Raw genomic sequence first — 23,928 nt, 5'->3', positions numbered from 1 at the left:
AATAAAACAAAATCGAGTCATTAGTTTAGAAAGTGGTACGCATTTTGCTTTATTAATTGGTAGTAAAGGTCAGTTCTTTTAGTAGAGGCAAACATGGCTATTTCTTTTGACAAGGCATTAGGCATTCACCAACACACGGTGGGTGTACGTGAGCGTAACGCTGAGGTGATTTCCACCAATATCGCGCAGGCCAACACGCCAGGTTATAAAGCAAAAGGCATGGATTTTAAAAAGGCACTACAAGCGGCAAGTTCGGAGGCAAGCATTGGTCTTAGCCGTACCGATGGTCGGCATATTCCTGCCTCTACACAGGTCACGGGTGAAGTGCTATACCGACTTCCATCTCAACCTGACACCGGTGATGGCAATACGGTCGATGTGGATTTAGAGCGTAACTTATTTATGCAAAATCAAATTCGACATCAGGCATCGCTAGACTTCTTAGGAAGTAAATTCAAGAACTTAACCAAGGCAATCAAAGGGGAATAAATTAGATGAGCTTATTTAACGTATTCAATGTGACAGGTTCTGCAATGAGTGCTGAATCCGTTCGTCTAAATACTACCTCAAGCAACTTGGCGAATGCAGACAGTGTTTCGAGCTCGGCGAAAGACACCTACAAAGCACGCCATGCAGTCTTTGGTGCAGAGTTAAGTAAGGCAAAGTACGGTCAAGACCATACGGTGCCGGTGAAAGTGTTAGGCATTGTTGAGAGCGATAAACCGTTAAATGCGGAATACAACCCAGACCACCCGCTTGCGAATAACGAAGGCTATATCTACAAGCCGAACGTTAACGTAATGGAAGAAATGGCCAACATGATTTCTGCTTCTCGCTCATACCAAACCAATGTGCAATTAGCAGATGCCAGTAAACAAATGCTGCTGCGTACGCTGCAGATGGGTCAATAAGGATTGGAGGTAACGTATGGCCGGTATTAATAACGTTGGTCAAAGCGGCTTGTCCTATGTTGATCAGCTAAAAGCCCTGCAAGAGAACAAACAACCAACAGAAACCACAGGTAAACAAGATCTTAAGCAAGAAGATTTCTTGTCTTTGCTTACCAAACAGTTGGCTCAACAGGATCCTTTTAAGCCGGTTGGCAATGACCAAATGATTGCGCAAATGGCTTCATTTGCTACCGTTGATGGCATTGGCAAAATGAACAACCAGTTCGAAACGTTGAACACGTCAATGACTTCAAACCAAGCGTTGCAAGCGTCTACCTTAGTGGGACGTGACGTACTTGTTCCTGGTGCTGCAGGCATCAAGCAAGACGGCAAAACGATGGCAGCAATGGTTAAGCTACCTCAAAACGTGGACAACATGTTTGTGCGTGTTGAAAACGAAATGGGGCAACTGGTACGCACATTTGAAGTGGGCGCCAAACCGGCAGGTGATAACCGCGTGGTTTGGGATGGCAAAGATGAAAACGGTAATCCATTGCCAGCTGGTAAGTACAAGATGAAAGCATCTGGCTTGCTAGAAGGGGAGAGCAAAGAGTTTGAAGTATCAACATACGCAAACGTCAATAGCGTACTCCTAGGTAAAGGTGATGGTAACGTACTACTCAATCTGGCTGGCTTTGAGTCGCCAGTTCGACTTGCTGAAGTACTAGAAGTAGGCAAAGCGTAACAACGTGAGCTAGATAGGAGAATTAGGAATGTCTTATATTGCACTTAGTGGTCTATCCGCCGCTCAGTTAGATCTGAATACAACCAGTAATAACATCGCTAACGCGAATACATTTGGTTTTAAAGAGTCTCGCGCTGAGTTTGGTGACGTCTACTCAAACTCACTATTTACCAATGCGAAGACGACTCCTGGTCAAGGTGTTCAGGCGAATAAAGTTGCCCAACAATTTCATGAAGGCTCAAGTGTGTACACCAATAACCCACTTGACCTACGTGTATCAGGTACAGGCTTTTTCGCGGTTGCGAAAGAGCGTTTGATCCCACAGCAAAATGAGCTGACGCGTAACGGTGCTTTCCACCTGAACAAAGATAACTACATGGTGACTTCGAACGATGAGTACCTGCTAGGTTATCAAGTGGATCAAGACACTGGCGATGTCTTGTCATATGAGCCACAACCGCTGAATATCCCAGCTGAATTTGGTAAACCAAAACAGACGGCGAATATTGAAGTTGGCGTAAACTTGCCAGCAAATGCGGAGTCAAAATCGCCAGCACTGTTTGACTACAACGATCCTGAGACATACAACAAATCGACATCTTCAACGATTTATGACTCAATGGGTCAGTCATACAAGTTGACGACTTACTATATGAAGGCGCAGACGCCAGGTGAGCAAAATACTTGGCACACCTACTACACAGTGACCGATAAAACGGGTGAGAAACCGATTAATATCGAAGGCGGTGACGCCACTTCACCACAAGGTCACATTGGTCATACGATGAAGTTCAACAATGACGGTACATTGGCAAGCTTAAACAATGGACAGCCGATAGTATCTTCAGCGATTGGTCAAGGGGCTAACCCGATCGAAATGAATGGTGCGGATGTTGCGCAGCGTCTTTCTTTCGGTCTTCAGTCTTCGACTCAGTTTGCCGCACCGTTTGAACTGACTAAGTTCGATGAAGATGGGGCAACAACAGGCTTCCTAACTAAAATTGACTTCGACGAAACCGGCAGTGTGTTGGGTACCTACTCAAATGGTGAAAACATCACTCTTGGTCGTGTTGCTCTAGTGCGTGTTGCTAACGAGCAAGGTCTCGACAAGAAAGGTGGCACTCAGTGGGATGCAACTCAGTTCTCTGGTGACAAGATCTGGGGTGAATCAAACAAAGGTTCATTTGGTACTATCAACAACGGTATGCTTGAGCAATCAAACATTGATATGACCCAAGAGCTGGTGGATCTAATCTCTGCTCAGCGTAACTTCCAAGCAAACTCTCGTTCACTTGAAGTACATAACCAGCTACAACAGAATATCCTACAGATTCGATAATAGCTGAGTCACACATAAATAAGATGGCAACCTAGCGGCAACGCTTGGTTGCCGTTATTGCCATTTATCCGACACTTCTTTTATAACAATACGCTAGTCCTAGAGTATTGCATCTCTACCTGTCTGAAAAATAACAATAAATTATTTTGGCATAACAATTGCTTTATTGACCTCGAATAGTGATTTTGGGAGTCAATAATGGATCGTTCTCTGTTTTTAGCGATGAGCGGTGCGAAGCAAAACATGCAAGCACTACAGCTCAGAGCCAACAACTTAGCAAACGTCAGTACCACGGGTTTCCGTGCTGATTTGGCGCAAGCTCGTTCTATGCAAGCATACGGCGAAGGTTTGCCGACACGTGTTTTTAGCATGACAGAGCGACCAGGACACAATTTCCAACAAGGCAGCGTAATCACTACTGGGCGTGATCTTGATGTCACCATCCAGGGGGATGGCTGGATTTCAGTTATGGATAAAACGGGTAAAGAAGGTTTAACCCGTAACGGTAATTTCCAAATTGATGCTAGCGGTCTTTTGATGAGTGGTAACGGCAATTTGGTGATGGGTGAGGCGGGTACGCCAATCACGTTACCGATTCCAGTGAGTAAAGTGGAAATTGGTAGTGACGGTACTATTTCCGTCGTCCCACAAGGTGCACCTGCTGATGCGATTGAAGTGGTTGATCGCATTAAGTTAGTCAGCATCAATAACCAAGCACTATTCAAAGATGCCAACGGCTTGTTCCGAGCACAAGATCCTAATACCGAATATCAAGCGGCTGCGGATGTAAAACTGCTCACCGGCGCAATCGAAGGAAGTAACGTAAATGCAATTGGTGAAATGACAGCACTGATCGATTTACAACGCCAATTTGAAATGCAAGTCAAAATGATGAGCACAGCGGAAGAGATGGATAAAGCCTCTGATTCGCTACTTCGTTCGAGCTAATAGATTTAGGAGAGAGTTATGCATCCGGCATTATGGGTAAGTAAGACTGGCTTAGACGCGCAGCAAACCAATATTTCAACCATTTCAAACAACTTAGCTAACGCTTCAACCATCGGCTATAAGAAAAGCCGCGCCGTGTTTGAAGACTTGTTTTATCAGAATATTAATCAAGCGGGTGGTCAGTCATCGCAAAATACTGAACTGCCGAGTGGTTTAATGTTAGGTGCGGGTTCTAAAGTGGTTGCGACTCAAAAGGTGCACACCAACGGTAATGCACAAACTACCACTAACGCACTGGATATGATGGTGGAAGGCGACGGCTTTTTCCAAATTCTTATGCCTGATGGCAACATCGGTTACTCTCGTAACGGTCAATTCACCGTCAATGATGAAGGTGTGATTGTTACTTCTGGTGCGGGTTACGCGCTTGAGCCAGAGATCGCGATCCCTGAAGATGCGGTAGGTATTACCATTGGTACCGATGGTGAAGTTTCGGTGCGTTTACGTGGTCAGCAAGATAACCAAGTTGTTGGTCAGATCACAACGGTTGACTTTATTAACCCAGGCGGTCTTGAGCCTATTGGTCAAAACCTTTACCTACCGACGGGCGCAAGTGGTGACCCGCAAGAAGGCGTGCCGGGGTTAGATGGTTTTGGTGAGATCCGTCAGTCGATGTTAGAAACATCAAACGTTAACGTGACGGAAGAGTTGGTTAATATGATCGAAGCGCAACGTGTCTACGAGATGAACTCAAAAGTGATCTCAGCGGTAGACAAGATGATGAGCTTTGTTAACCAACAACTTTAATCATTAAGAGGTTCCTGACATGACGCGTATTCTGCCCTTATCACTGATCATTTTAATGTCTGGTTGTTCTATGTTGCAGCCACCCGTTGATACACCGGATATGGTACAAGGTACCACTACGGTTGATGCGGTCGAAGGTGATAAATCAGCCGATGAGAGTTCAGGAATCATTGATACGCTGCGTGGACGTACTGACCCTGTCGCGGGCGATCCTGCATGGGCTCCGATCCATCCTAAGCATCAGCCAGAGCATTACGCGGCAGAAACCGGTTCGCTATTTAATGCCGGCAGCACCATGAGTTTGTATGATGACTCCAAGCCCCATGGTATTGGTGACATTATTACCGTGACATTAGACGAAGCCACCAAGGCGGCAAAAAGCGCCGATGCGGATCTGTCGAAAAACAATGCGGCAAGTATGGACCCATTAGAGGTCGGTGGTCAGCAATTGAATGTGGGTGATTACAATTTTTCTTATAACCTAGCTAATGACAATAAGTTCAGTGGCAGCTCGGCGGCAAATCAAAGCAATAGCCTATCAGGCTCGATCACGGTTGAAGTGATTGAAGTACTAGCCAATGGCAACTTAGTGATTCGTGGGGAAAAGTGGCTAACACTCAATACTGGCGATGAATATATTCGTCTCAGCGGCACCATTCGTCCGGAAGACATCACCTACGATAATACCATTGCCTCAACACGTGTTTCTAATGCACGAATCCGTTACTCAGGCACGGGAACTCAACAAGATATGCAAGAGCCTGGATTCTTGGCACGATTCTTCAATGTATCTCTGTAACACAATTTAAAGACGGTGTTTTGACATCGTCTTACAGTTACAGGTACCACCATGAAAAAAGCGTTATTCCTATTCACCAGTTTGATGTTGTTCGTCACATCCGCACACGCTGCTCGCATCAAAGATGTCGCGCAAGTAGCGGGGGTGCGTAGCAACCAATTGGTGGGCTACGGTCTGGTCACTGGTTTACCAGGGACGGGAGAATCAACGCCTTTCACCGATCAAAGCTTCAATGCCATGCTGCAAAACTTCGGCATCCAATTGCCACCTGGCACCAAACCAAAAACCAAGAACGTTGCGGCAGTGATTGTCACAGCAGAGTTGCCGGCGTTTTCTAAGCAAGGGCAAAGTATCGACGTCACGGTCTCTTCAATCGGTTCAGCTAAAAGCTTACGTGGTGGTACGCTAATGCAAACGATGCTGAAAGGTTTAGATGGACAAATCTATGCGGTTGCTCAAGGTAATTTGGTTGTAAGTGGCTTTAGTGCAACCGGGGCTGACGGCTCAAAAATTGTCGGCAACAACCCAACCGCAGGCATGATTTCTAATGGTGCGATGGTCGAGCGTGAAATCCCAACCCCATTTAGCCGTGGCGATTACATTACTTTTAACTTACTCGAGTCTGATTTTACTACTGCACAGCGTTTAGCCGATGCTGTGAACAACTTCCTTGGTCCACAAATGGCACAGGCAATGGATGCGACTTCGGTAAAAGTACGAGCGCCTCGTGACATCAGTCAACGTGTTGCGTTTTTGTCGGCGATTGAAAACCTCGAGTTTAATCCTGCTGAAGGCTCAGCAAAAATTATCGTAAACTCGCGTACTGGCACGATCGTTGTTGGCAAACATGTGCGTTTAAAACCTGCCGCTGTGACGCATGGTGGTATGACGGTCGCGATTAAAGAGAATTTAAACGTTAGTCAGCCTAATCCATTTTCTGGTGGTGATACGGTAGTTGTCCCTGATTCTAATATCGAAGTGAGTGAAGAACAGGGCAAAATGTTCAAGTTTGAACCGGGTTTAACCTTGGATGACTTAGTGCGTGCGGTTAATGAGGTAGGGGCAGCTCCTTCTGATTTAATGGCAATTTTGCAAGCGCTTAAGCAAGCGGGTGCCATTGAAGGTCAACTGATCATTATCTAAGGAAAGAGCATGATTAATAACGGTAACGATATTGGCTTTATTCACGACATCGCTGGGCTTGATAAGCTTCGTCAGCAAGCGGTTAAAGGTGATGAAAAAAGTGAAAAGGAAGCCCTAACCGCAGCGGCAAAGCAGTTTGAAGCAATTTTCACTAACATGCTGTTTAAATCGATGCGTGATGCGAACGCGACATTTGAATCAGGGCTAATGGATAGTCAAAACCAGCAGTTTTATCGTCAAATGATGGACGATCAAATGTCGAGTGAACTGAGTGCATCAGGCTCATTAGGTTTGGCAGATATGATCGTTGCTCAGTTAAGTACAGGCTCTATCGAAAACCAAGATGCCAGTGCGCACAATGATAGCTTTGAACATCTGATGCAAAAGGTCGATCGTGCGCGCCATGCGCAAGAAGCGCGTGAACTTAATGGTGATAGCGCCGCAATCGAGCCACAAGCCAAAACCAACGAAGTTGAGCGAGTGACGGCTCAAACAGGGCGTTTTGACTCGCCGGAAGCGTTTGTCACTTCAATGAAGCCTTATGCCGAGAAAGCAGCAAGAGCGCTTGGCGTAGATTCATCATTGCTACTGGCACAAGCTGCGCTGGAAACGGGGTGGGGGCAAAAAATGGTCGCCAACCGTCGCGGTAGCAGTAATAACCTATTTAATATCAAAGCGGATAAAAGCTGGGCAGGTAATAAAGTGGCGACGCAAACTTTGGAATACCATCAAGGTGTACCAGTACAAGAGCGTGCCGCGTTCCGTGCTTATCAAGATTATGAGCAAAGCTTTAATGACTATGTACGCTTCCTTAACGAAAACCCTCGTTACAATACCGCGTTAAGCCATGGCGGTAACAACGAGCACTTCATTCGTGGTATTCACCAAGCAGGTTATGCAACCGATCCTCAATATGCCGATAAAGTGCTGAGAGTTAAAGCGAAGATAGATCAGATGTAAAAAGTCACCTACGGGTGATTTTTTACAGCTAAGAATAGAGATGTTAGAACGCTCAGCAGAAACCTCGCTTTGAGACGTTGTGCGATATTGGTGTATCTCCGCTCTTAGTTCTCAATTTTAAATTCTCAGTCTTCGACTCCTGCCGCTACCCCCCCAAACCTTATATTATGTCCCCAAAACCGTGATTGAAACGTTCTGTAGCCCAGCGAGGCTGGGCGTCCTGTAATCCAGCTACGCTGGATGTTCCTCTCTCTTTTTTATTCTTTGGCACATAACTTGCTATCTTCCAATAAGTTACTCAGCACACGCTGATTTTATTCGGTTTTCGGGGGCAGTATGGCGTCGGATCTTCTGAGTTTAGGTACACAGAGTGTACTCACCGCTCAGAAACAATTGAACACTACCGGTCATAATATTTCCAATGTAAATACAGAGGGTTATAGTCGCCAATCTGTAATTCAAGGGACCAATGATCCGCGCCAGTTTGGTGGGCAAACCTATGGCATGGGTGTGCATGTGGAAAATGTTCGCCGCTCTTGGGACCAGTTTGCGGTTAATGAGTTAAATATTGCCACTACCAACCATGCGAACCGCCACGATAGCGAAGATGACTTACGTATTTTAAGTAGCGTGCTCTCTTCGGTGACCTCACAAAAGATCCCAGAAAATATGAATGGATGGTTTGATGCGGTCAAATCATTAGCAGATAGCCCTAATGATATGGGCTCGCGTAAAGTCGTATTAGAGAAGGCTTGGTTTACCGCGCAAAACTTTAATGATCTGCATGAATCGATCCGTCGTCAGCAAGATGTGGCTGACAAGAAACTGGAAATGGGTGTGGAGCGCATTAACCAGATTGGTATCGAACTGCGTGATGTCAACCGTATGATGATGCGTAGCCCTGGTCCTCACGTTGATTTGATGGATCAGCATGAAAGCTTAGTACGTGAACTGTCGGAATATACGAAAGTGACGGTAACGCCACGTTCAAACCGCGAAGGCTTCAATATCCATATTGGTAACGGTAACACCTTAGTCTCCGGTGCGGAGTCGAGTACATTGACTTTGGTTGACGGTATGCCAAACGCCAGACAGCGTCGCCTTGCCATGATTGAAGGCGAGGGGATCAAAGCCATCACAAGTAATGATATCGATGGCAAGATTGGCTCGATGCTCAATATGCGTGATGAAAAAATTCCTTACCTAATGGATGAGCTTGGCAAGATGGCCATTGGTTTTGCGAATGCGGTTAACCATTTGCAATCACAAGGCTTAGATCTGAAAGGTAATGTTGGTGAAGAGATGTTTACCAATATTAACTCGGAAATAGCGGTTAAATCCCGAGTGGTTGCCGCTTCTAATTCGAAAGCCGATCTGGAAGTCTATATCGATAACATCAAACCACTAAAAACCGGTGAGTACGCGTTGCAATATCAAGGCGGTGATTATTACGTCACAAAGCCAAATGGTGAACGTGAGCAAGTTGATGTAAAGAATAATGCAATCTTGGTTGATGGGCTGCGCATCAAAATCAATCAAGGCTTAGAGAGTGGTGAACGAGTTTATATTCGTCCAACTCGGAATGGTGCTGGAGAGATCAAACTCGCTTTGGAAGATGCGACAAAAATTGCCGCTCAAAGTTATGAGGCATCGACGACTTTTGCACAAGGTACGGCAAAGTTTGAAATTGAAGCTGCGGGCGATTTACGTGAGTTTGAAGTGATCGTATCGCCAGACGGCAAACAGTTTGCGGTGACTAATACCAAAGGTCAGGTGTTATTGCAGCCTCAACCTTACCCACCAACCGATAAGGTAACGGTGCAAGGCACAAGTTTTACCCTGTCAGAAGGGGCAAGACCGGGTGATAAATTTACCGCTAACCTTGTTCCTTCCGAAGGTGGTAACGGCAACTTACGCAAAATGCAGTTTTTACAGACGGATAAACATCTTAATGGTGGGGAGTCGACCATTATTGATATTTACCACGATCTCAATACGAATGTCGGCTTGAAGCTTGCGACCGCTTCCCAATTGACGGATATCTCACGTGTTGAAAAAGAGACCGCGCAAGAGCGTGTGGCAAGTATATCAGGGGTTAACCTTGATGAAGAAGCTGCCAACATGATGAAGTTTCAACAAGCTTATATGGCATCATCGCGGGTAATGCAAGCCGCGAATGAAACCTTTGATACGATACTGGCATTGAGGTAGGAGGCAGTAAATGATTAATCGAATTTCCAGCTTTCATAACTACCAATCAGTGCAAAATGATCTGCGTCGTCAAGAGAGCAAAGTTCATCATAACCAAGCTCAATTAGCTTCAGGTAAAAAACTGGTCGACCCGAGTGATGATCCGATGGCGACTCATTACATTCAAAATATTGGTCAACAATCGGAGCAACTTAAGCAGTATGTTGAGTCGATTGTGATGTCACGTAATCGCCTAGAGCATCATGAAGTGATCGTTGCTAATGCCGAAAGCTTTATCGATGAAGGCAAACGTACTGTGATGGAAATGATTAACGGCTCGTTGTCACCTGAAGACCGTATGGCAAAGCAGCGAGAAATAGAAGAGCTATTCAATAACCTATTTACCTTGGCTAATACTCAAGATGAGTCAGGAAACTATATCTTCGCCGGAACGAAGACAAAGATTCAGCCATTTTTTAGAGATAAAGCCGATAATGTGAGTTACTCAGGTGACGATTACCAGCGCAAGATGCGTGTTGCGAGTGGGCTTGAAATGGCGATCAATGATCCAGGCAGCAAAATGTTTATGGAAATCAGCAACCCATTTGGCGATTACAACCCAAACTATAAGTTGCAAGAAGGCTCTGAGTTGCTGCTTGAACGAGCCACTAATCTCGACGCTAGCGATGATGCCAGTTACAAAGTGACGTTTGTTGACATGCCGGAAGGTAAATACGGTTACCAATTGGAGCGCAATGGCAGCGTGGTTAAAGCAGATGAATACGATCCGAGTCAAGGTATTCAATATAAAGATATGTCGCTGCTGGTAAAAGGCAAAATCAGCAAAGGTGACGTCATTGAGCTCGAGCCACAAAAAACGTTTGATATGTTCGATAGCTTAAAACGCGCCCGAGACTTATCGGAGGGCTCAGTGTCTGATGCTTCTAATTCTGCTGAATTGCATCAAGTGACTCGAGAGCTACATGCTGCATTTATTCATCTTAACAAAGCACGCTCTGATATTGGTGCGCGTTTAAGTACTCTTGATACTCAAGAGCAGCAGCATGAAGATTTTCGTATGACTTTGGCTAAGTCGAAAAGTACTTTCGAAGATCTAGACTATGCCTCAGCTGTGATTGAGTTTAATGAAAATACTCGAGCGCTGCAGGCCTCACAACAAGCTTTTGGCAAAGCGAAAGATCTGACTCTGTTTAATTACATTTAAGCCTTAAGAGCAATGCCTTAAGCGCGGTGTAAACAGAGGAGTGATTCGTTAAAAAACAAGCAATGTTGAAGAGGCAAAGGGGTGGCAAAAGGGTGGCAAAATAGCCAATTCATTAAAGGCAAACGGCAAAAAATATCGCTATCAATAATGGTTTTATGTCTTAAGTTGTTGTATTTGAATGGGTAAATAACGGCTTGGACGCGCTCATTAAAGTTGGCATAGTTATTGAATAAGATATTTCACAGTCTTACACAGGTTTTAAGTTGAGGGGATTCCCTAACTTATAAGTAGTTTACGGTCAGTACTTCCAAATGAGATTAAGCTGGCCGCTTCGTGAGAGATCGCGAACTCACTAGGAGTGCAAATTATGACCATCAACGTCAATACTAACGTTTCGGCAATGACGGCACAGCGTTATCTAAATAAAGCGACGGGTGATCTTACAACCTCGATGGAGCGTCTATCATCTGGGCAAAAGATCAACAGCGCTAAAGATGATGCGGCAGGCTTACAGATCTCTAACCGCTTGACTGCACAGTCGCGTGGTTTAGACGTTGCTATGCGTAACGCAAACGACGGTATTTCAATCGCCCAGACAGCAGAAGGTGCGATGAATGAATCGACTAACATTCTGCAACGTATTCGTGACTTGTCACTGCAATCAGCGAACGGTACTAACTCAGAATCTGAGCGTGTAGCGATTCATGAAGAAGTATCAGCACTGCAAGATGAACTAAACCGTATTGCGGAAACCACGTCATTTGGTGGTCGTAAATTGCTAAACGGTCAGTTTGGAGAAGCGGCATTCCAAATTGGTGCGAGTTCAGGTGAAGCGATGATCATGAGCTTAACCAGTATCCGTGCTGATGATACTCGTATGGGTGGTCACACAATCACGGGTACAGAAGGTAAAGATGCGAATTGGGGTGTTGATGGTACTAAAGCGGATTTAACCGTTAAGTTTACTACTAAAGAAGGTGAAGTCGTTGACTTAGCAATCAATGCTAAGCAAGGCGATGATATTGAAGAAGTTGCCACTTACCTGAATGGTCAGTCACAGCAAATCAAAACTTCAGTGAATGAAAACGGACAACTGCAATTTTTCGTTGCCGACCATAACCTACAAGGTAATATCGAGTTTGGTGGCGGTCTAGCGACCGAATTAGGTTTGGTTAATGGTCCTGGTACACCTACAACCGTACAAAGCATTGATGTTACCACTGTGGGTGGTGCACAAAATGCAGTCGGTATTGTTGATGCAGCATTGAAGTACGTTGATTCACAACGTGCCGATCTAGGTGCAAAACAAAACCGTTTAAGCCACAGCATCAATAACTTGGCAAATATCCAAGAAAATGTCGCGGCATCAAATAGCCGTATTCGCGATACGGATTTCGCTAAAGAAACCACCGCGATGACTAAAGCACAAATTCTGCAACAAGCTGGTACTTCTATTCTGGCTCAAGCAAAACAGTTGCCTAACTCTGCAATGACACTATTGCAGTAGTAGCAAGCCAGTCTATTCACGTTAATCCCAGACGTGGGGTGTTTAGACTATTTGTGGCAAACATGACTATTTTGATTGATAAGGCTCTCTCTCATACCTGCCTTTGAAAGATGATAGTGATGTAAAGGCAGCCAAGGCTATGATCATTTCTCTCGATCTCCGTTTGGCTACCACCTCAGCCCCGGTTCTCTCAAAGGAAAAGGGGCTTTTCTTTTTCTGCTAGTTAAGCAACGCTTACTCCATTCTCATTTCTATCGAGTCTTTTCTGATTGGTAAATTCATCAATCAATTACGATCAAGAGCAATATTTGACTGCGTGTGTTCTATCAGTTCTCACCTTGAAATTAATTCACTCTCTAGCTGCTTATTGACGTAGTTATAAATAGTTTGTCTGCTAACTTATTGTTTATACTTTCATTATTAGTAAAACTTTAATCTTTTTTTCGTTGTTTTCGAACATCCTCAATAAATTGTTATCAAATGGATAAATAACACTTATTTTTCACAAATGCTCTAAAGTTGAGCAGGTCGCTGTCGTTAATAAAGATACTTTGAGAGAACTTTTGGTTTGCCGAGACGTCGGAAACCGTTATGGAAAATCCGCATCACAGGAATCACTAGGAGAATTACCATGGCAGTGAATGTAAACACCAACGTATCGGCAATGACAGCACAACGTTACTTGAACAACGCAAATCAGTCTCAGCAGACTTCAATGGAACGTCTATCTTCAGGGTTAAAAATTAACAGTGCGAAAGATGATGCCGCTGGTCTACAAATTTCTAACCGTTTGAACTCGCAAAGTCGTGGGTTGCATGTGGCAGTCAGAAACGCTAACGATGGTATTTCAATAGCGCAGACTGCTGAAGGTGCGATGAATGAAACCACCACCATACTGCAACGTATGCGCGATTTATCACTGCAAGCTGCTAACGGTTCTAACTCAAGAGGCGAGCGAGTATCAATTCAAGAAGAAATTGCAGCGTTGAATGATGAGCTTAACCGTATTGCTGAAACGACGTCTTTTGGTGGCAACAAACTGCTTAATGGCTCTTTTCCATCGACATCAATGCAGATTGGCTCATCGAGTGGTGAAGCGGTCGTATTTACGCTAAAAGACATTCGCAGCGACAATGAGTTCATGGGAGGCTTTAGTTATGTGGCAGCAACCGAAACCGATGATGACTGGACTGTTAAAGCGGATGCCGCTGAAATTCAATTTGTTTTGACTGAGAAGCTGACGGGAGAAGAGAGAACCATCAATATCACCGCTAAAGAGGGGGATGATGTTGAAGAGCTAGCGACTTACATTAATGGTCAAACAGACTTTGTGCGTGCGTCAGTGGGCGAGGATGGCAAGTTACAGCTATTTACTGATAACAACAAGGTGAGTGGTACCACTGCCGTGACTGGAACCCTTAAAGATGCGTTAGCGATTGGTGCTGCCCAAGCAGTGACGGTTGATGATATTGACGTGACAACTGTTGCTGGATCGCAAGAAGCGGTGGGAATTTTAGATGCAGCATTACGCTATGTGGATAGTCATCGTGCAGAGTTAGGCGCAATTCAAAATCGCTTTCAACATGCAATCAATAACCTAGATAACATCAATGAGAACGTCAACGCTTCAAATAGCCGCATTAAGGACACTGATTTTGCAAAAGAAACGACAGCACTGACTAAGTCACAAATTCTTGGTCAAGCATCGGGCTCTGTATTGGCACAAGCAAAACAGGCACCGAACTCTGCGCTTAGTCTGCTTGGTTAAAATAACGAAGATCAGTTTTGAGCTAGTAAGCCAGCCTTTGGGTTGGCTTTTTTGTCTCTGTTTATAGTGATACCAACCAGCATAAGTCTTTGATCATTCTTGCTGATTAAAATCGCTGATAACGTTGTTGCAGATTTTGTAATTAGAATCACTAGTTAGCAGCAATCTGCGCCTAGTTCTAAGCGATTTTCCTTGCGCAATTTTTTGACCACTTACTTATCCTGACTGGTATGAAGCGCCAATAGGGCAAAGCCACGAGGAAGAGATTTAGGCAAGTATTCTGAAGCTAAAAACACAAAACCCAGCATTAAGCTGGGTTCGATGTATATGGTGCGGAAAGAGAGACTTGAACTCTCACACCTTGCGGCGCCAGAACCTAAATCTGGTGCGTCTACCAATTCCGCCATTTCCGCATGTTTTTTGTTCATATCGCTAATTGGTAAAAGCCATATGAAGTTGTAATAGCAGGCTACTTAGAGCCGATCCAGGGACAATAGACGGGGCATCAAAAGATGTAATCCACTGAACCTATAAATAGTGGCAGGTCTACCTGGATTCGAACCAGGGAATGGCGGCATCAAAAGCCGCTGCCTTACCGCTTGGCGATAGACCTGCAGGTGATAATCTAGGATTATCAAATAATGGTGCGGAAAGAGAGACTTGAACTCTCACACCTTGCGGCGCCAGAACCTAAATCTGGTGCGTCTACCAATTCCGCCATTTCCGCATGTTTTTTGTTCATATCGCTAATTGGTAAAAGCCATATGAAGTTGTAATAGCAGGCTACTTAGAGCCGATCCAGGGACAATAGACGGGGCATCAAAAGATGTAATCCACTGAACCTATAAATAGTGGCAGGTCTACCTGGATTCGAACCAGGGAATGGCGGCATCAAAAGCCGCTGCCTTACCGCTTGGCGATAGACCTGCAGGTGATAATCTAGGATTATCAAATAATGGTGCGGAAAGAGAGACTTGAACTCTCACACCTTGCGGCGCCAGAACCTAAATCTGGTGCGTCTACCAATTCCGCCATTTCCGCATATTATTTATATTCATACCGCTAATTGGTAAAAGCCATATGAAATTGTAATGGCAGGCTACTTAGAGCCGAGCCAGGGACAATAGACGAGGCATCATAAAGATGTTATCCACTGAACCTATAAATAATGGCAGGTCTACCTGGATTCGAACCAGGGAATGGCGGCATCAAAAGCCGCTGCCTTACCGCTTGGCGATAGACCTGCAGGTGATAATCTAGGATTATCAAATAATGGTGCGGAAAGAGAGACTTGAACTCTCACACCTTGCGGCGCCAGAACCTAAATCTGGTGCGTCTACCAATTCCGCCATTTCCGCATATTATTTGAGTTTAACTGACAGTTGAAAGATCAACGTTCAATTAGATATGGTGGCTACGACGGGATTCGAACCTGTGACCCCATCATTATGAGTGATGTGCTCTAACCAGCTGAGCTACGTAGCCAATGGTGCGGAAGAAGAGACTTGAACTCTTACACCTTGCGGCGCCAGAACCTAAATCTGGTGCGTCTACCAATTCCGCCATTTCCGCATCTGTTTTGTATTCATACCGCTAATTGGTAAAAGCCATATGAAGTTGTAATGGCAGGCTACTTAGAGCCGAGCCAGGGACAATAGATGAGGCATCAAAAAGATGTAATCCACTGAACCTATAAATAATGGCAGGTCTACCTGGATTCGAACCAGGGAATGGCGGCATCAAAAGCCGCTGCCTTACCGCTTGGCGATAGACCTGCAGGTGATAATCTAGGATTATCAAATAATGGTGCGGAAAGAGAGACTTGAACTCTCACACCTTGCGGCGCCAGAACCTAAATCTGGTGCGTCTACCAATTCCGCCATTTCCGCATATTATTTATATTCATACCGCTAATTGGTAAAAGCCATATGAAATTGTAATGGCAGGCTACTTAGAGCCGAGCCAGGGACAATAGACGAGGCATCATAAAGATGTTATCCACTGAACCTATAAATAATGGCAGGTCTACCTGGATTCGAACCAGGGAATGGCGGCATCAAAAGCCGCTGCCTTACCGCTTGGCGATAGACCTGCAGGGTATAGTCATCGTGACTATCAAATTATGGTGCGGAAGAAGAGACTTGAACTCTTACACCTTGCGGCGCCAGAACCTAAATCTGGTGCGTCTACCAATTCCGCCACTTCCGCATAATTTGGCTGTAGATTTAATTCAAGATGGTGCGGAAAGAGAGACTTGAACTCTCACACCTTGCGGCGCCAGAACCTAAATCTGGTGCGTCTACCAATTCCGCCATTTCCGCGTCTTGAATCTCTACGTAACTGAAAGTTAAAAGATCAACTATCAGTTTAATATGGTGGCTACGACGGGATTCGAACCTGTGACCCCATCATTATGAGTGATGTGCTCTAACCAGCTGAGCTACGTAGCCAATGGTGCGGAAAGAGAGACTTGAACTCTCACACCTTGCGGCGCCAGAACCTAAATCTGGTGCGTCTACCAATTCCGCCATTTCCGCATCTGTTTTGTATTCATACCGCTAATTGGTAAAAGCCATATGAAGTTGTAATGGCAGGCTACTTAGAGCCGAGCCAGGGACAATAGATGAGGCATCAAAAAGATGTAATCCACTGAACCTATAAATAATGGCAGGTCTACCTGGATTCGAACCAGGGAATGGCGGCATCAAAAGCCGCTGCCTTACCGCTTGGCGATAGACCTGCAGGGTATAGTCATAATGACTATCAAATTATGGTGCGGAAAGAGAGACTTGAACTCTCACACCTTGCGGCGCCAGAACCTAAATCTGGTGCGTCTACCAATTCCGCCATTTCCGCATAATTTGTTCGTAGAATGTTTCAAGATGGTGCGGAAGAAGAGACTTGAACTCTTACACCTTGCGGCGCCAGAACCTAAATCTGGTGCGTCTACCAATTCCGCCACTTCCGCATCTTGAATCTACATAACTAATAGTTAATTGGTAAAAACTATCAGTTTAATATGGTGGCTACGACGGGATTCGAACCTGTGACCCCATCATTATGAGTGATGTGCTCTAACCAGCTGAGCTACGTAGCCATCTTGTGAGCGAGACAATATAAACCTTCGCGCTCTTAGTGACAACCCCTTTTTCAAAAGGTTTCCACTTTAATTAGTGGCAGGTCTACCTGGATTCGAACCAGGGAATGGCGGCATCAAAAGCCGCTGCCTTACCGCTTGGCGATAGACCTGCAGGTGATAATCTAGGATTATCAAATAATGGTGCGGAAAGAGAGACTTGAACTCTCACACCTTGCGGCGCCAGAACCTAAATCTGGTGCGTCTACCAATTCCGCCATTTCCGCATCTATTCCTAATTGCTCTTAACAGAACATTTAGGAATGGTGGCTACGACGGGATTCGAACCTGTGACCCCATCATTATGAGTGATGTGCTCTAACCAGCTGAGCTACGTAGCCATTACCATGTTGTTTCTGTTCTTCGCTAAGACGTTGCTGTCTCGCTGGAACGGGGCGCATTATGCGTATCTAAGCGAGAAGCGTCAATAGTTTTTTTGAAGAAATTCGGATAAACGAATCGTTCGATTCCTTTTTAAACAAAGAGGCGCGTTAATGATCGAAAACTGCAAACAAAATGACTGTATTCATCGAACATAAATGGTTGCCATTTTGTGGATAGAAAAAAAGCCAGCAATTTAGCTGGCTTTTAAACTCAATAACTTGCGCAAAAAATAGGCAGTTAATTACACGTTGAAGCGGAAATGAACTACATCGCCATCTTTTACGATGTATTCTTTACCTTCAAGACGCCATTTACCTGCATCTTTAGCGCCGCTTTCACCGCTGTATTGGATGAAGTCGTCGTAGCCGACTACTTCTGCACGGATAAAGCCTTTTTCAAAGTCAGTGTGGATCTTACCCGCTGCTTTTGGTGCTGTTGCACCGACAGGGATAGTCCATGCGCGAACTTCTTTAACACCAGCTGTGAAGTAAGTGTGTAGGTTAAGTAGCTCATAACCTGCGCGAATTACGCGGTTTAGACCTGGTTCTTCGATGCCCATGTCTGCTAGGAACTCTTCACGCTCGTCATCTTCTAGTTCAGCCATTTCTGATTCAATCGCTGCACATACAGGAACAACAACGTTGTTCTCTTTTTCTGCGAACTCACGAACTGCATCTAGGTATGGGTTGTTTTCGAAACCATCTTCGTTCACGTTAGCGATGTACATTGTTGGCTTAAGCGTTAGGAAGTTTAGGTAACCGACTGCTGCTAGCTCTTCTTTAGATAGATTCACTGTACGCGCAGAACCACCTTCAGTTAGAACAGGTAGTAGCTTTTCAAGTACAGTTAGTTCGAACTTAGCGTCTTTGTCGCCGCCTTTCGCTTTTTTCGCGTTACGTTGAATTGCACGCTCACAAGAGTCTAAGTCAGCAAGTGCAAGTTCTAGGTTGATCACTTCGATATCTTCGATTGGTGATACTTTACCAGCAACGTGAATAATGTTTTCGTTCTCAAAACAACGAACAACGTGACCAATTGCGTCAGTTTCACGGATGTTTGCTAGGAATTTGTTACCTAGACCTTCACCACGAGATGCACCTGCAACTAGACCTGCGATATCTACGAATTCCATTGTAGTTGGCAGTACACGCTGTGGGTTCACAATTTTTGCCAACGCATCTAGACGTAGATCTGGCACTGGAACCACACCAGTGTTTGGTTCGATAGTACAGAACGGGAAGTTTGCTGCTTCGATACCCGCTTTAGTTAGTGCATTGAACAGAGTTGACTTACCAACGTTTGGTAGACCAACGATGCCACATTTAAAACCCATGATTGTAACCTTATTCAGCTTTGAACGTGTGTAAGCGGTTTTGTGCTTTGTTTAGGCCATCTTTTAATAAGATGTCCAGACAGCGTACAGCTTCATCGGCTGCCGCTTCTAATTGCTCATGCTCTTTAGCAGGAGCTTTACCCAACACATAACCAGCCACTTTATCTTTGTGTCCCGGATGACCAATGCCAATACGAAGACGATAAAACTCTTTGTTGTTGCCTAATTTGCTAATGGTGTCACGCAGACCGTTGTGACCACCATGACCGCCGCCTTTTTTAAATTTAGCGACACCAGGAGGCAAGTCTAGCTCATCATGAGCGACCATAATTTCCTCTGGTTTAATTTGGTAGAACTTAGCCAGCGCAGAGACTGCTTTGCCAGATAGGTTCATAAAAGTAGTTGGGATCAATAGGCGTAGATCCTCACCATTTACCATGATACGTCCAGTAAGACCAAAGAACTTTGGTTCATTCTTTAGCGTAACGTTATGAACGCGAGCTAACTCCTCCACAACCCAAGCACCCGCATTATGGCGAGTCTTAGCGTATTCAGGGCCAGGGTTAGCCAGTCCGACAAGAAGTTTGATCTGTTGAGTCACGGTTAGGATCTCTCTGGAATCTCAAAAAGCGCAGTATGATAGCACACAAAATTGCTCGCGGGCGAGATTGCGCGATTTTGCTGTTATGAAGAAATAAAAAAACACCCCTGAGAAGGGGTGTTTTTAATTCATGCTAATCGATGAGATTAGTTGAACATTGCAGAGATAGACTCTTCGTTGCTAATACGACGAATCGCTTCAGCAAGCATGCGAGATAGGCTTAGTGTAGTTACTTTACCTGTCGCTTCCATCTCTTTAGACAGAGTGATTGAGTCAGTTACGATCACTTGGTCTAGTACAGAATTCTTGATGTTGTCAGCTGCGTTACCAGAGAATACTGCGTGAGTTGCGTAAGCGAATACACGCTTAGCACCACGCTCTTTTAGCGCTTCAGCTGCTTTACATAGAGTGCCACCTGTATCGATCATGTCGTCTACGATCACACAGTCGCGACCTTCAACGTCACCGATTAGGTTCATCACCTCAGATACGTTTGCACGTGGACGACGCTTGTCTACGATAGCGATGTCGATATCGCCTAGTGCTTTTGCAGTTGCACGAGCACGTACTACGCCACCTAGATCAGGAGAAACCACTACAGGGTTTTCTAGACCACGAGATTGCATGTCTTCAAGCAGCACTGGCGTACCAAAGATGTTATCTACAGGTACGTCGAAGAAGCCTTGAATCTGCTCTGCGTGTAGGTCGATAGTTAGAACGCGGTCAACACCTACGTTAGACAGGAAGTCTGCTACCACTTTAGCAGTGATTGGCACGCGAGAAGAACGTACACGACGGTCTTGGCGAGCGTAACCAAAGTAAGGGATTACTGCTGTAATACGGCCCGCAGAAGCGCGGCGCATTGCATCAATCATCACGACAAGTTCCATTAGGTTGTCGTTAGTTGGTGCACAAGTAGATTGGATGATGAATACATCGCTACCACGTACGTTTTCGTTGATTTGAACAGCGACTTCGCCGTCAGAGAAACGAGAAACAGTGGCGTCACCAAGTGAGATGTAAAGACGATCAGCAATACGTTGGGCTAGTTCAGGTGTTGCGTTACCAGCAAATAGCTTCATATCAGGCACGGTGGAAACCTCAGGTTTGCGTCCAGTTTTTAAATAGATGATTTGTGGGCTAAACGGTATTTAGCCAGTGTCTGGTATAGGGGCGAAATGTTATTACCTTTGGCCACAAACGCCGACACATTGTCAGATAATTGCGCGAATGCATTTTGTGCATCGTTTTCGCTCAAAAATTCAGCAAAAACGCACGATCCAGTACCCGTCAATCTTGACGGCGCGTATTGTAGCAGCCATGAAAGTTGCTTATCAACCTCTGGATAAAGCATTCTCACAATTTTTTCGCAATCGTTTCCGTATTCTGACTCTAAAAGCAGTGATAACGGGCGTTTAGGCGTATCGCGAGTTAAGTCAGGATGAGTAAAAATATCGACAGTCGCGATACTTACATTCGGTCTTACCACCAAATACCACTTTTCTTGCGGTTCTACTTTGACGATCTCTTCACCGACACCTTCGGCAAAGGCAGCATGACCACGAACAAAGACTGGTACATCAGCCCCAAGCTTTAGACCGATCTCGGCTAATTGATCTTCGCTGCAATTGGTTTGCCATAGGTGGTTAAGTGCAACTAAAACGGTTGCGGCATTTGATGAACCACCGCCAATTCCGCCACCCATAGGCAAAATTTTGTTGAGTTCGATGTCTGCACCAAATGAACACCCGGTGAAGTTTTGCAGTGCAGTCGCAGCGCGCCAGATCAGATTATCCTCAAGCGCGACACCCGGAATATCAGGTGTTAATGTGATATTGCCGCTCTCGTTCGCGGTAATGGTGAGGTCATCGCAATGGTCGACAAACTGAAAAAGCGTTTGTAACTCGTGGTAGCCGTTTTCGCGACGTCCGGTGATATATAAAAATAGGTTAAGTTTGGCTGGTGAAGGCCAATGAGTGGTGTCACGAATCATTACTTCAAAGTCCACTTTGAGATTACCAAATTGATGGTGGTGTCGTTTTGTTTTAGTTTTAGCTTGTAAGGCACAGGCAGATCTGAGCCTAAAAACGGCACATCCTGATAGCTGGAGTAGATCAGTTGCCAAGTTTGCCCGTTTATCTTCTTGGTTAGTGTTGCCAATGTTTGGGTATCATTGACAGTAAACTCGTCGGCATTGGTTGGTTTGCCCAGCAGCCAATCATTGAGTTGTTCGACCGGGAGACTTAAACCAGTCAGGCGAGCGATCAAACGGTCAGCACTGACATCACTGTAGACATCATCTTCGTATGTTTTGACTGTCGCCAGTGATGGCGTGATCTGCATGTTAAGCACAGTTTGACCAAGAAAAGTACTTAGGCGCAATTCACTGTCTTGCGCAGAGTTTTGCCAATAAAAGCTGAGAGATTCTCTTTGCTGAGGTGAAATGTAACCTAGCTTGCCGGACGCTTTGTAATCCGAGATCAGTTCGAGTCTTTGCTGATGAGCTTGCCATTCAACACTGGTAAAGCTGTCCTGTACTGAGCTACAGCCGGATAATAAGGCTAATACAAACAAGATTGCAGAGAGTTTGGTCAATAATCGCGAAGGCATAGCGGATAGGGTTCCTTAATCAGCCAAGTTTCTGAATACATACTATAACATTGAAAAGTATTGTTACTCTTGTTTGAAAAAGGAAAATACGCACTTTGCAGTGCTATTCAATCTATCTATTTGAGAAATAGGGTACAATTGCCATTTTTCCAGCCTTAATAACATTTTAATTAGTTGTTAATAGAAAACAGTTGAGTGATCCCCTTTTATTCAGGGGGGGCATCAAGTAAAATTCCGTCCCTGTTTTCACATAACCAGATTTAGAGAACACACAGTACATGTCATTGCTTGCTATCGGTATCAATCATAATACGGCTTCAGTAGAACTGCGCGAGAAAGTCGCGTTTGGGCCGGACAAGCTACCGCAAGCTTTACAGCAACTGTCTGAAAGCCCGCATGTCAGCGGTGGTGTGATTGTCTCTACGTGTAACCGCACAGAAATCTACTGTGACGTAAAACCGTCTTGTAAGAACAAGGTTATTGATTGGCTCGCGCAGTTCCACCAAGTGAGCGCAGAGGAATTAAAACCGAGTATTTATGTCCATGAAGAGCAGGCAGCTATTCGTCATTTAATGCGTGTTGCTTGCGGGTTAGATTCTTTGGTGCTTGGTGAACCTCAAATTTTAGGTCAAGTAAAGCAAGCTTTTGCAGACTCTCGTGACGGTAATTCTGTCAATGCATCAATGGAAAAGTGGTTTCAAAAAACTTTTTCTGTCGCTAAACGAGTACGCACAGAAACCGACATCGGCGGTAATGCCGTTTCTGTTGCTTACGCCGCTTGTACGCTTGCGAAACACATATTTGAGTCATTACAAGATTCAACGGTATTACTTGTCGGAGCGGGTGAGACTATCGAGTTAGTCGCGAAACACTTGGCTGCGAATGGTTGTAATAAAATGATCGTCGCTAACCGAACTAAAGAGCGCGCTCAGGTTTTAGCCGAGCAATTTGGTGCGGAAGTGATTAGTTTGCCAGAAATTCCTGAGCACTTATCGCGTGCCGATATTGTGATAAGTTCGACCGCTAGCCCGTTGCCGATTATCGGTAAAGGTATGGTTGAAACTGCACTGAAAAGCCGACGTTACCAACCAATGTTGCTTGTTGATATCGCCGTTCCTCGTGATATTGAGTCACAAGTTGGGGAAATTGATGATGCGTATCTTTATTCGGTCGATGATTTGCAGTCTATTATCGACAGCAACATCGAACAGCGCAAAGTAGAAGCGATTCAAGCCGAAGCGATTGTCAGTGAAGAAAGTGCCTCGTTTATGACTTGGTTGCGCTCATTACAAGGCGTGGACAGCATTCGACAGTATCGCACTAATGCTAACGATATTCGTCAAGATTTATTAAATAAAAGTATCCAAGCTCTTGCTGCAGGTGGTGATCCTGAAAAAGTCTTGGTTGAGTTGAGTAATAAGCTCACCAATAGGCTAATTCATACACCGACACGTGCTTTACAAACAGCAGCAGAGCAAGGTGAGCCTGCTAAGCTTGCCATTATTAGACAAAGCTTGGGTCTTGAAGACCCGCTATAACTATA

Annotated in this window: 19 protein-coding genes and 23 tRNA genes; 14 read left to right on the top strand and 28 right to left on the bottom strand. The window is 44.9% G+C overall.

From position 1 onward, the window contains the following. Positions 1-93 precede the first annotated feature (93 nt). From flgB to GZN30_RS09105, 13 genes are all read left to right on the top strand, one after another. Positions 94-489 (top strand): flagellar basal body rod protein FlgB, encoded by a 396-nt coding sequence (gene flgB, locus GZN30_RS09165; RefSeq protein WP_075652495.1) that lies wholly within the window; start codon positions 94-96, stop codon positions 487-489. 5 nt (positions 490-494) lie between these two features. Then, complete coding sequence (gene flgC / locus GZN30_RS09160) at positions 495-911, top strand: flagellar basal body rod protein FlgC (RefSeq protein ID WP_075652496.1); 417 nt, start codon at positions 495-497, stop codon at positions 909-911. 16 nt (positions 912-927) lie between these two features. After that, positions 928-1,635, top strand: coding sequence for a flagellar hook assembly protein FlgD (locus tag GZN30_RS09155; RefSeq protein ID WP_075652497.1), 708 nt, complete (start codon positions 928-930; stop codon positions 1,633-1,635). 28 nt (positions 1,636-1,663) lie between these two features. Then, positions 1,664-2,974 (top strand): flagellar hook protein FlgE, encoded by a 1,311-nt coding sequence (gene flgE / locus GZN30_RS09150; protein WP_075652498.1) that lies wholly within the window; start codon positions 1,664-1,666, stop codon positions 2,972-2,974. Between the two features lie 198 nt (positions 2,975-3,172). Continuing rightward, positions 3,173-3,922: a flagellar basal-body rod protein FlgF gene (gene flgF / locus GZN30_RS09145; RefSeq protein ID WP_075652499.1), complete on the top strand. Its 750-nt coding sequence runs from the start codon at positions 3,173-3,175 to the stop codon at positions 3,920-3,922. A gap of 18 nt (positions 3,923-3,940) precedes the next feature. Then, complete coding sequence (gene flgG, locus GZN30_RS09140) at positions 3,941-4,729, top strand: flagellar basal-body rod protein FlgG (protein ID WP_075652500.1); 789 nt, start codon at positions 3,941-3,943, stop codon at positions 4,727-4,729. Between the two features lie 19 nt (positions 4,730-4,748). Then, entirely contained in the window at positions 4,749-5,528 is a 780-nt protein-coding gene (flgH, locus tag GZN30_RS09135) for a flagellar basal body L-ring protein FlgH (RefSeq protein WP_075652501.1), read from the top strand. A 51-nt stretch (positions 5,529-5,579) separates the two neighbouring features. After that, positions 5,580-6,671, top strand: a complete 1,092-nt coding sequence (locus GZN30_RS09130; RefSeq protein WP_075652502.1) for a flagellar basal body P-ring protein FlgI — start codon at positions 5,580-5,582, stop codon at positions 6,669-6,671. A gap of 9 nt (positions 6,672-6,680) precedes the next feature. Beyond that, entirely contained in the window at positions 6,681-7,631 is a 951-nt protein-coding gene (gene flgJ / locus GZN30_RS09125) for a flagellar assembly peptidoglycan hydrolase FlgJ (RefSeq protein ID WP_075652503.1), read from the top strand. Positions 7,632-7,967: 336 nt separating this feature from the next. Further along, entirely contained in the window at positions 7,968-9,842 is a 1,875-nt protein-coding gene (gene flgK, locus GZN30_RS09120; RefSeq protein WP_075652504.1) for a flagellar hook-associated protein FlgK, read from the top strand. A 10-nt stretch (positions 9,843-9,852) separates the two neighbouring features. Then, positions 9,853-11,046, top strand: a complete 1,194-nt coding sequence (gene flgL, locus GZN30_RS09115) for a flagellar hook-associated protein FlgL (RefSeq protein ID WP_075652505.1) — start codon at positions 9,853-9,855, stop codon at positions 11,044-11,046. A 367-nt stretch (positions 11,047-11,413) separates the two neighbouring features. Next, positions 11,414-12,553, top strand: a complete 1,140-nt coding sequence (locus GZN30_RS09110; RefSeq protein WP_075652506.1) for a flagellin — start codon at positions 11,414-11,416, stop codon at positions 12,551-12,553. Between the two features lie 631 nt (positions 12,554-13,184). Beyond that, complete coding sequence (locus tag GZN30_RS09105) at positions 13,185-14,321, top strand: flagellin (RefSeq protein WP_075652507.1); 1,137 nt, start codon at positions 13,185-13,187, stop codon at positions 14,319-14,321. A gap of 328 nt (positions 14,322-14,649) precedes the next feature. Here GZN30_RS09105 and GZN30_RS09100 read toward each other — a convergent pair. The 28 genes from GZN30_RS09100 to lolB all read right to left on the bottom strand — a co-directional run bounded on the left by GZN30_RS09100 (position 14,650) and on the right by lolB (position 22,385). After that, positions 14,650-14,734, bottom strand: a tRNA-Leu gene (locus GZN30_RS09100). Between the two features lie 125 nt (positions 14,735-14,859). Continuing rightward, positions 14,860-14,934: transfer RNA gene (locus tag GZN30_RS09090), tRNA-Gln, on the bottom strand. Positions 14,935-14,963: 29 nt separating this feature from the next. Next, positions 14,964-15,048: transfer RNA gene (locus GZN30_RS09085), tRNA-Leu, on the bottom strand. Between the two features lie 125 nt (positions 15,049-15,173). Beyond that, positions 15,174-15,248 (bottom strand) — tRNA-Gln (locus GZN30_RS09080). 29 nt (positions 15,249-15,277) lie between these two features. Then, positions 15,278-15,362 (bottom strand) — tRNA-Leu (locus GZN30_RS09075). Between the two features lie 128 nt (positions 15,363-15,490). After that, a tRNA-Gln gene (locus tag GZN30_RS09070) sits at positions 15,491-15,565 on the bottom strand. Positions 15,566-15,594: 29 nt separating this feature from the next. Next, positions 15,595-15,679: transfer RNA gene (locus GZN30_RS09065), tRNA-Leu, on the bottom strand. A gap of 50 nt (positions 15,680-15,729) precedes the next feature. After that, positions 15,730-15,806: transfer RNA gene (locus GZN30_RS09060), tRNA-Met, on the bottom strand. Positions 15,807-15,808: 2 nt separating this feature from the next. Continuing rightward, a tRNA-Leu gene (locus tag GZN30_RS09055) sits at positions 15,809-15,893 on the bottom strand. Between the two features lie 128 nt (positions 15,894-16,021). After that, positions 16,022-16,096, bottom strand: a tRNA-Gln gene (locus tag GZN30_RS09050). 29 nt (positions 16,097-16,125) lie between these two features. Continuing rightward, a tRNA-Leu gene (locus tag GZN30_RS09045) sits at positions 16,126-16,210 on the bottom strand. A gap of 128 nt (positions 16,211-16,338) precedes the next feature. After that, positions 16,339-16,413, bottom strand: a tRNA-Gln gene (locus tag GZN30_RS09040). Positions 16,414-16,444: 31 nt separating this feature from the next. Further along, positions 16,445-16,529 (bottom strand) — tRNA-Leu (locus tag GZN30_RS09035). A gap of 28 nt (positions 16,530-16,557) precedes the next feature. Then, positions 16,558-16,642 (bottom strand) — tRNA-Leu (locus GZN30_RS09030). A gap of 52 nt (positions 16,643-16,694) precedes the next feature. Beyond that, positions 16,695-16,771, bottom strand: a tRNA-Met gene (locus GZN30_RS09025). 2 nt (positions 16,772-16,773) lie between these two features. Next, positions 16,774-16,858, bottom strand: a tRNA-Leu gene (locus GZN30_RS09020). 128 nt (positions 16,859-16,986) lie between these two features. Continuing rightward, positions 16,987-17,061, bottom strand: a tRNA-Gln gene (locus tag GZN30_RS09015). Positions 17,062-17,092: 31 nt separating this feature from the next. Then, a tRNA-Leu gene (locus GZN30_RS09010) sits at positions 17,093-17,177 on the bottom strand. Between the two features lie 27 nt (positions 17,178-17,204). Beyond that, positions 17,205-17,289 (bottom strand) — tRNA-Leu (locus GZN30_RS09005). 52 nt (positions 17,290-17,341) lie between these two features. Next, a tRNA-Met gene (locus tag GZN30_RS09000) sits at positions 17,342-17,418 on the bottom strand. Positions 17,419-17,495: 77 nt separating this feature from the next. Next, positions 17,496-17,570, bottom strand: a tRNA-Gln gene (locus GZN30_RS08995). A 29-nt stretch (positions 17,571-17,599) separates the two neighbouring features. Beyond that, positions 17,600-17,684: transfer RNA gene (locus tag GZN30_RS08990), tRNA-Leu, on the bottom strand. Between the two features lie 37 nt (positions 17,685-17,721). After that, a tRNA-Met gene (locus tag GZN30_RS08985) sits at positions 17,722-17,798 on the bottom strand. 284 nt (positions 17,799-18,082) lie between these two features. After that, positions 18,083-19,174: a redox-regulated ATPase YchF gene (gene ychF / locus GZN30_RS08980; protein WP_075652441.1), complete on the bottom strand. Its 1,092-nt coding sequence runs from the start codon at positions 19,172-19,174 to the stop codon at positions 18,083-18,085. A gap of 10 nt (positions 19,175-19,184) precedes the next feature. Then, positions 19,185-19,775, bottom strand: a complete 591-nt coding sequence (gene pth / locus GZN30_RS08975) for an aminoacyl-tRNA hydrolase (RefSeq protein ID WP_075652442.1) — start codon at positions 19,773-19,775, stop codon at positions 19,185-19,187. Positions 19,776-19,921: 146 nt separating this feature from the next. Further along, a complete protein-coding gene (locus tag GZN30_RS08970; RefSeq protein WP_075652443.1) occupies positions 19,922-20,866 on the bottom strand; it encodes a ribose-phosphate pyrophosphokinase in 945 nt (314 codons plus the stop codon). A 29-nt stretch (positions 20,867-20,895) separates the two neighbouring features. Further along, the gene (gene ispE, locus GZN30_RS08965; RefSeq protein ID WP_075652454.1) at positions 20,896-21,768 is read right to left on the bottom strand and encodes a 4-(cytidine 5'-diphospho)-2-C-methyl-D-erythritol kinase; all 873 of its coding nucleotides are present in this window, start codon (positions 21,766-21,768) and stop codon (positions 20,896-20,898) included. Beyond that, on the bottom strand, positions 21,768-22,385 hold the full coding sequence (lolB, locus tag GZN30_RS08960) for a lipoprotein insertase outer membrane protein LolB (RefSeq protein WP_075652444.1): 618 nt from the start codon (positions 22,383-22,385) through the stop codon (positions 21,768-21,770). Before lolB ends, ispE begins: the two co-directional genes overlap by 1 nt. 278 nt (positions 22,386-22,663) lie before the next feature. Here lolB and hemA point away from each other — a divergent pair, with 278 nt between their 5' ends. Continuing rightward, entirely contained in the window at positions 22,664-23,923 is a 1,260-nt protein-coding gene (gene hemA / locus GZN30_RS08955) for a glutamyl-tRNA reductase (RefSeq protein WP_075652445.1), read from the top strand. The last annotated feature ends 5 nt before the right edge of the window (positions 23,924-23,928 follow it).

Source organism: Vibrio ponticus (genome assembly GCF_009938225.1).
In the GTDB taxonomy this organism is placed as follows: domain Bacteria; phylum Pseudomonadota; class Gammaproteobacteria; order Enterobacterales; family Vibrionaceae; genus Vibrio; species Vibrio ponticus.
Note: the sequence above shows the minus strand (reverse complement) of the source record. Positions and strands in the feature narration are given on the sequence as shown.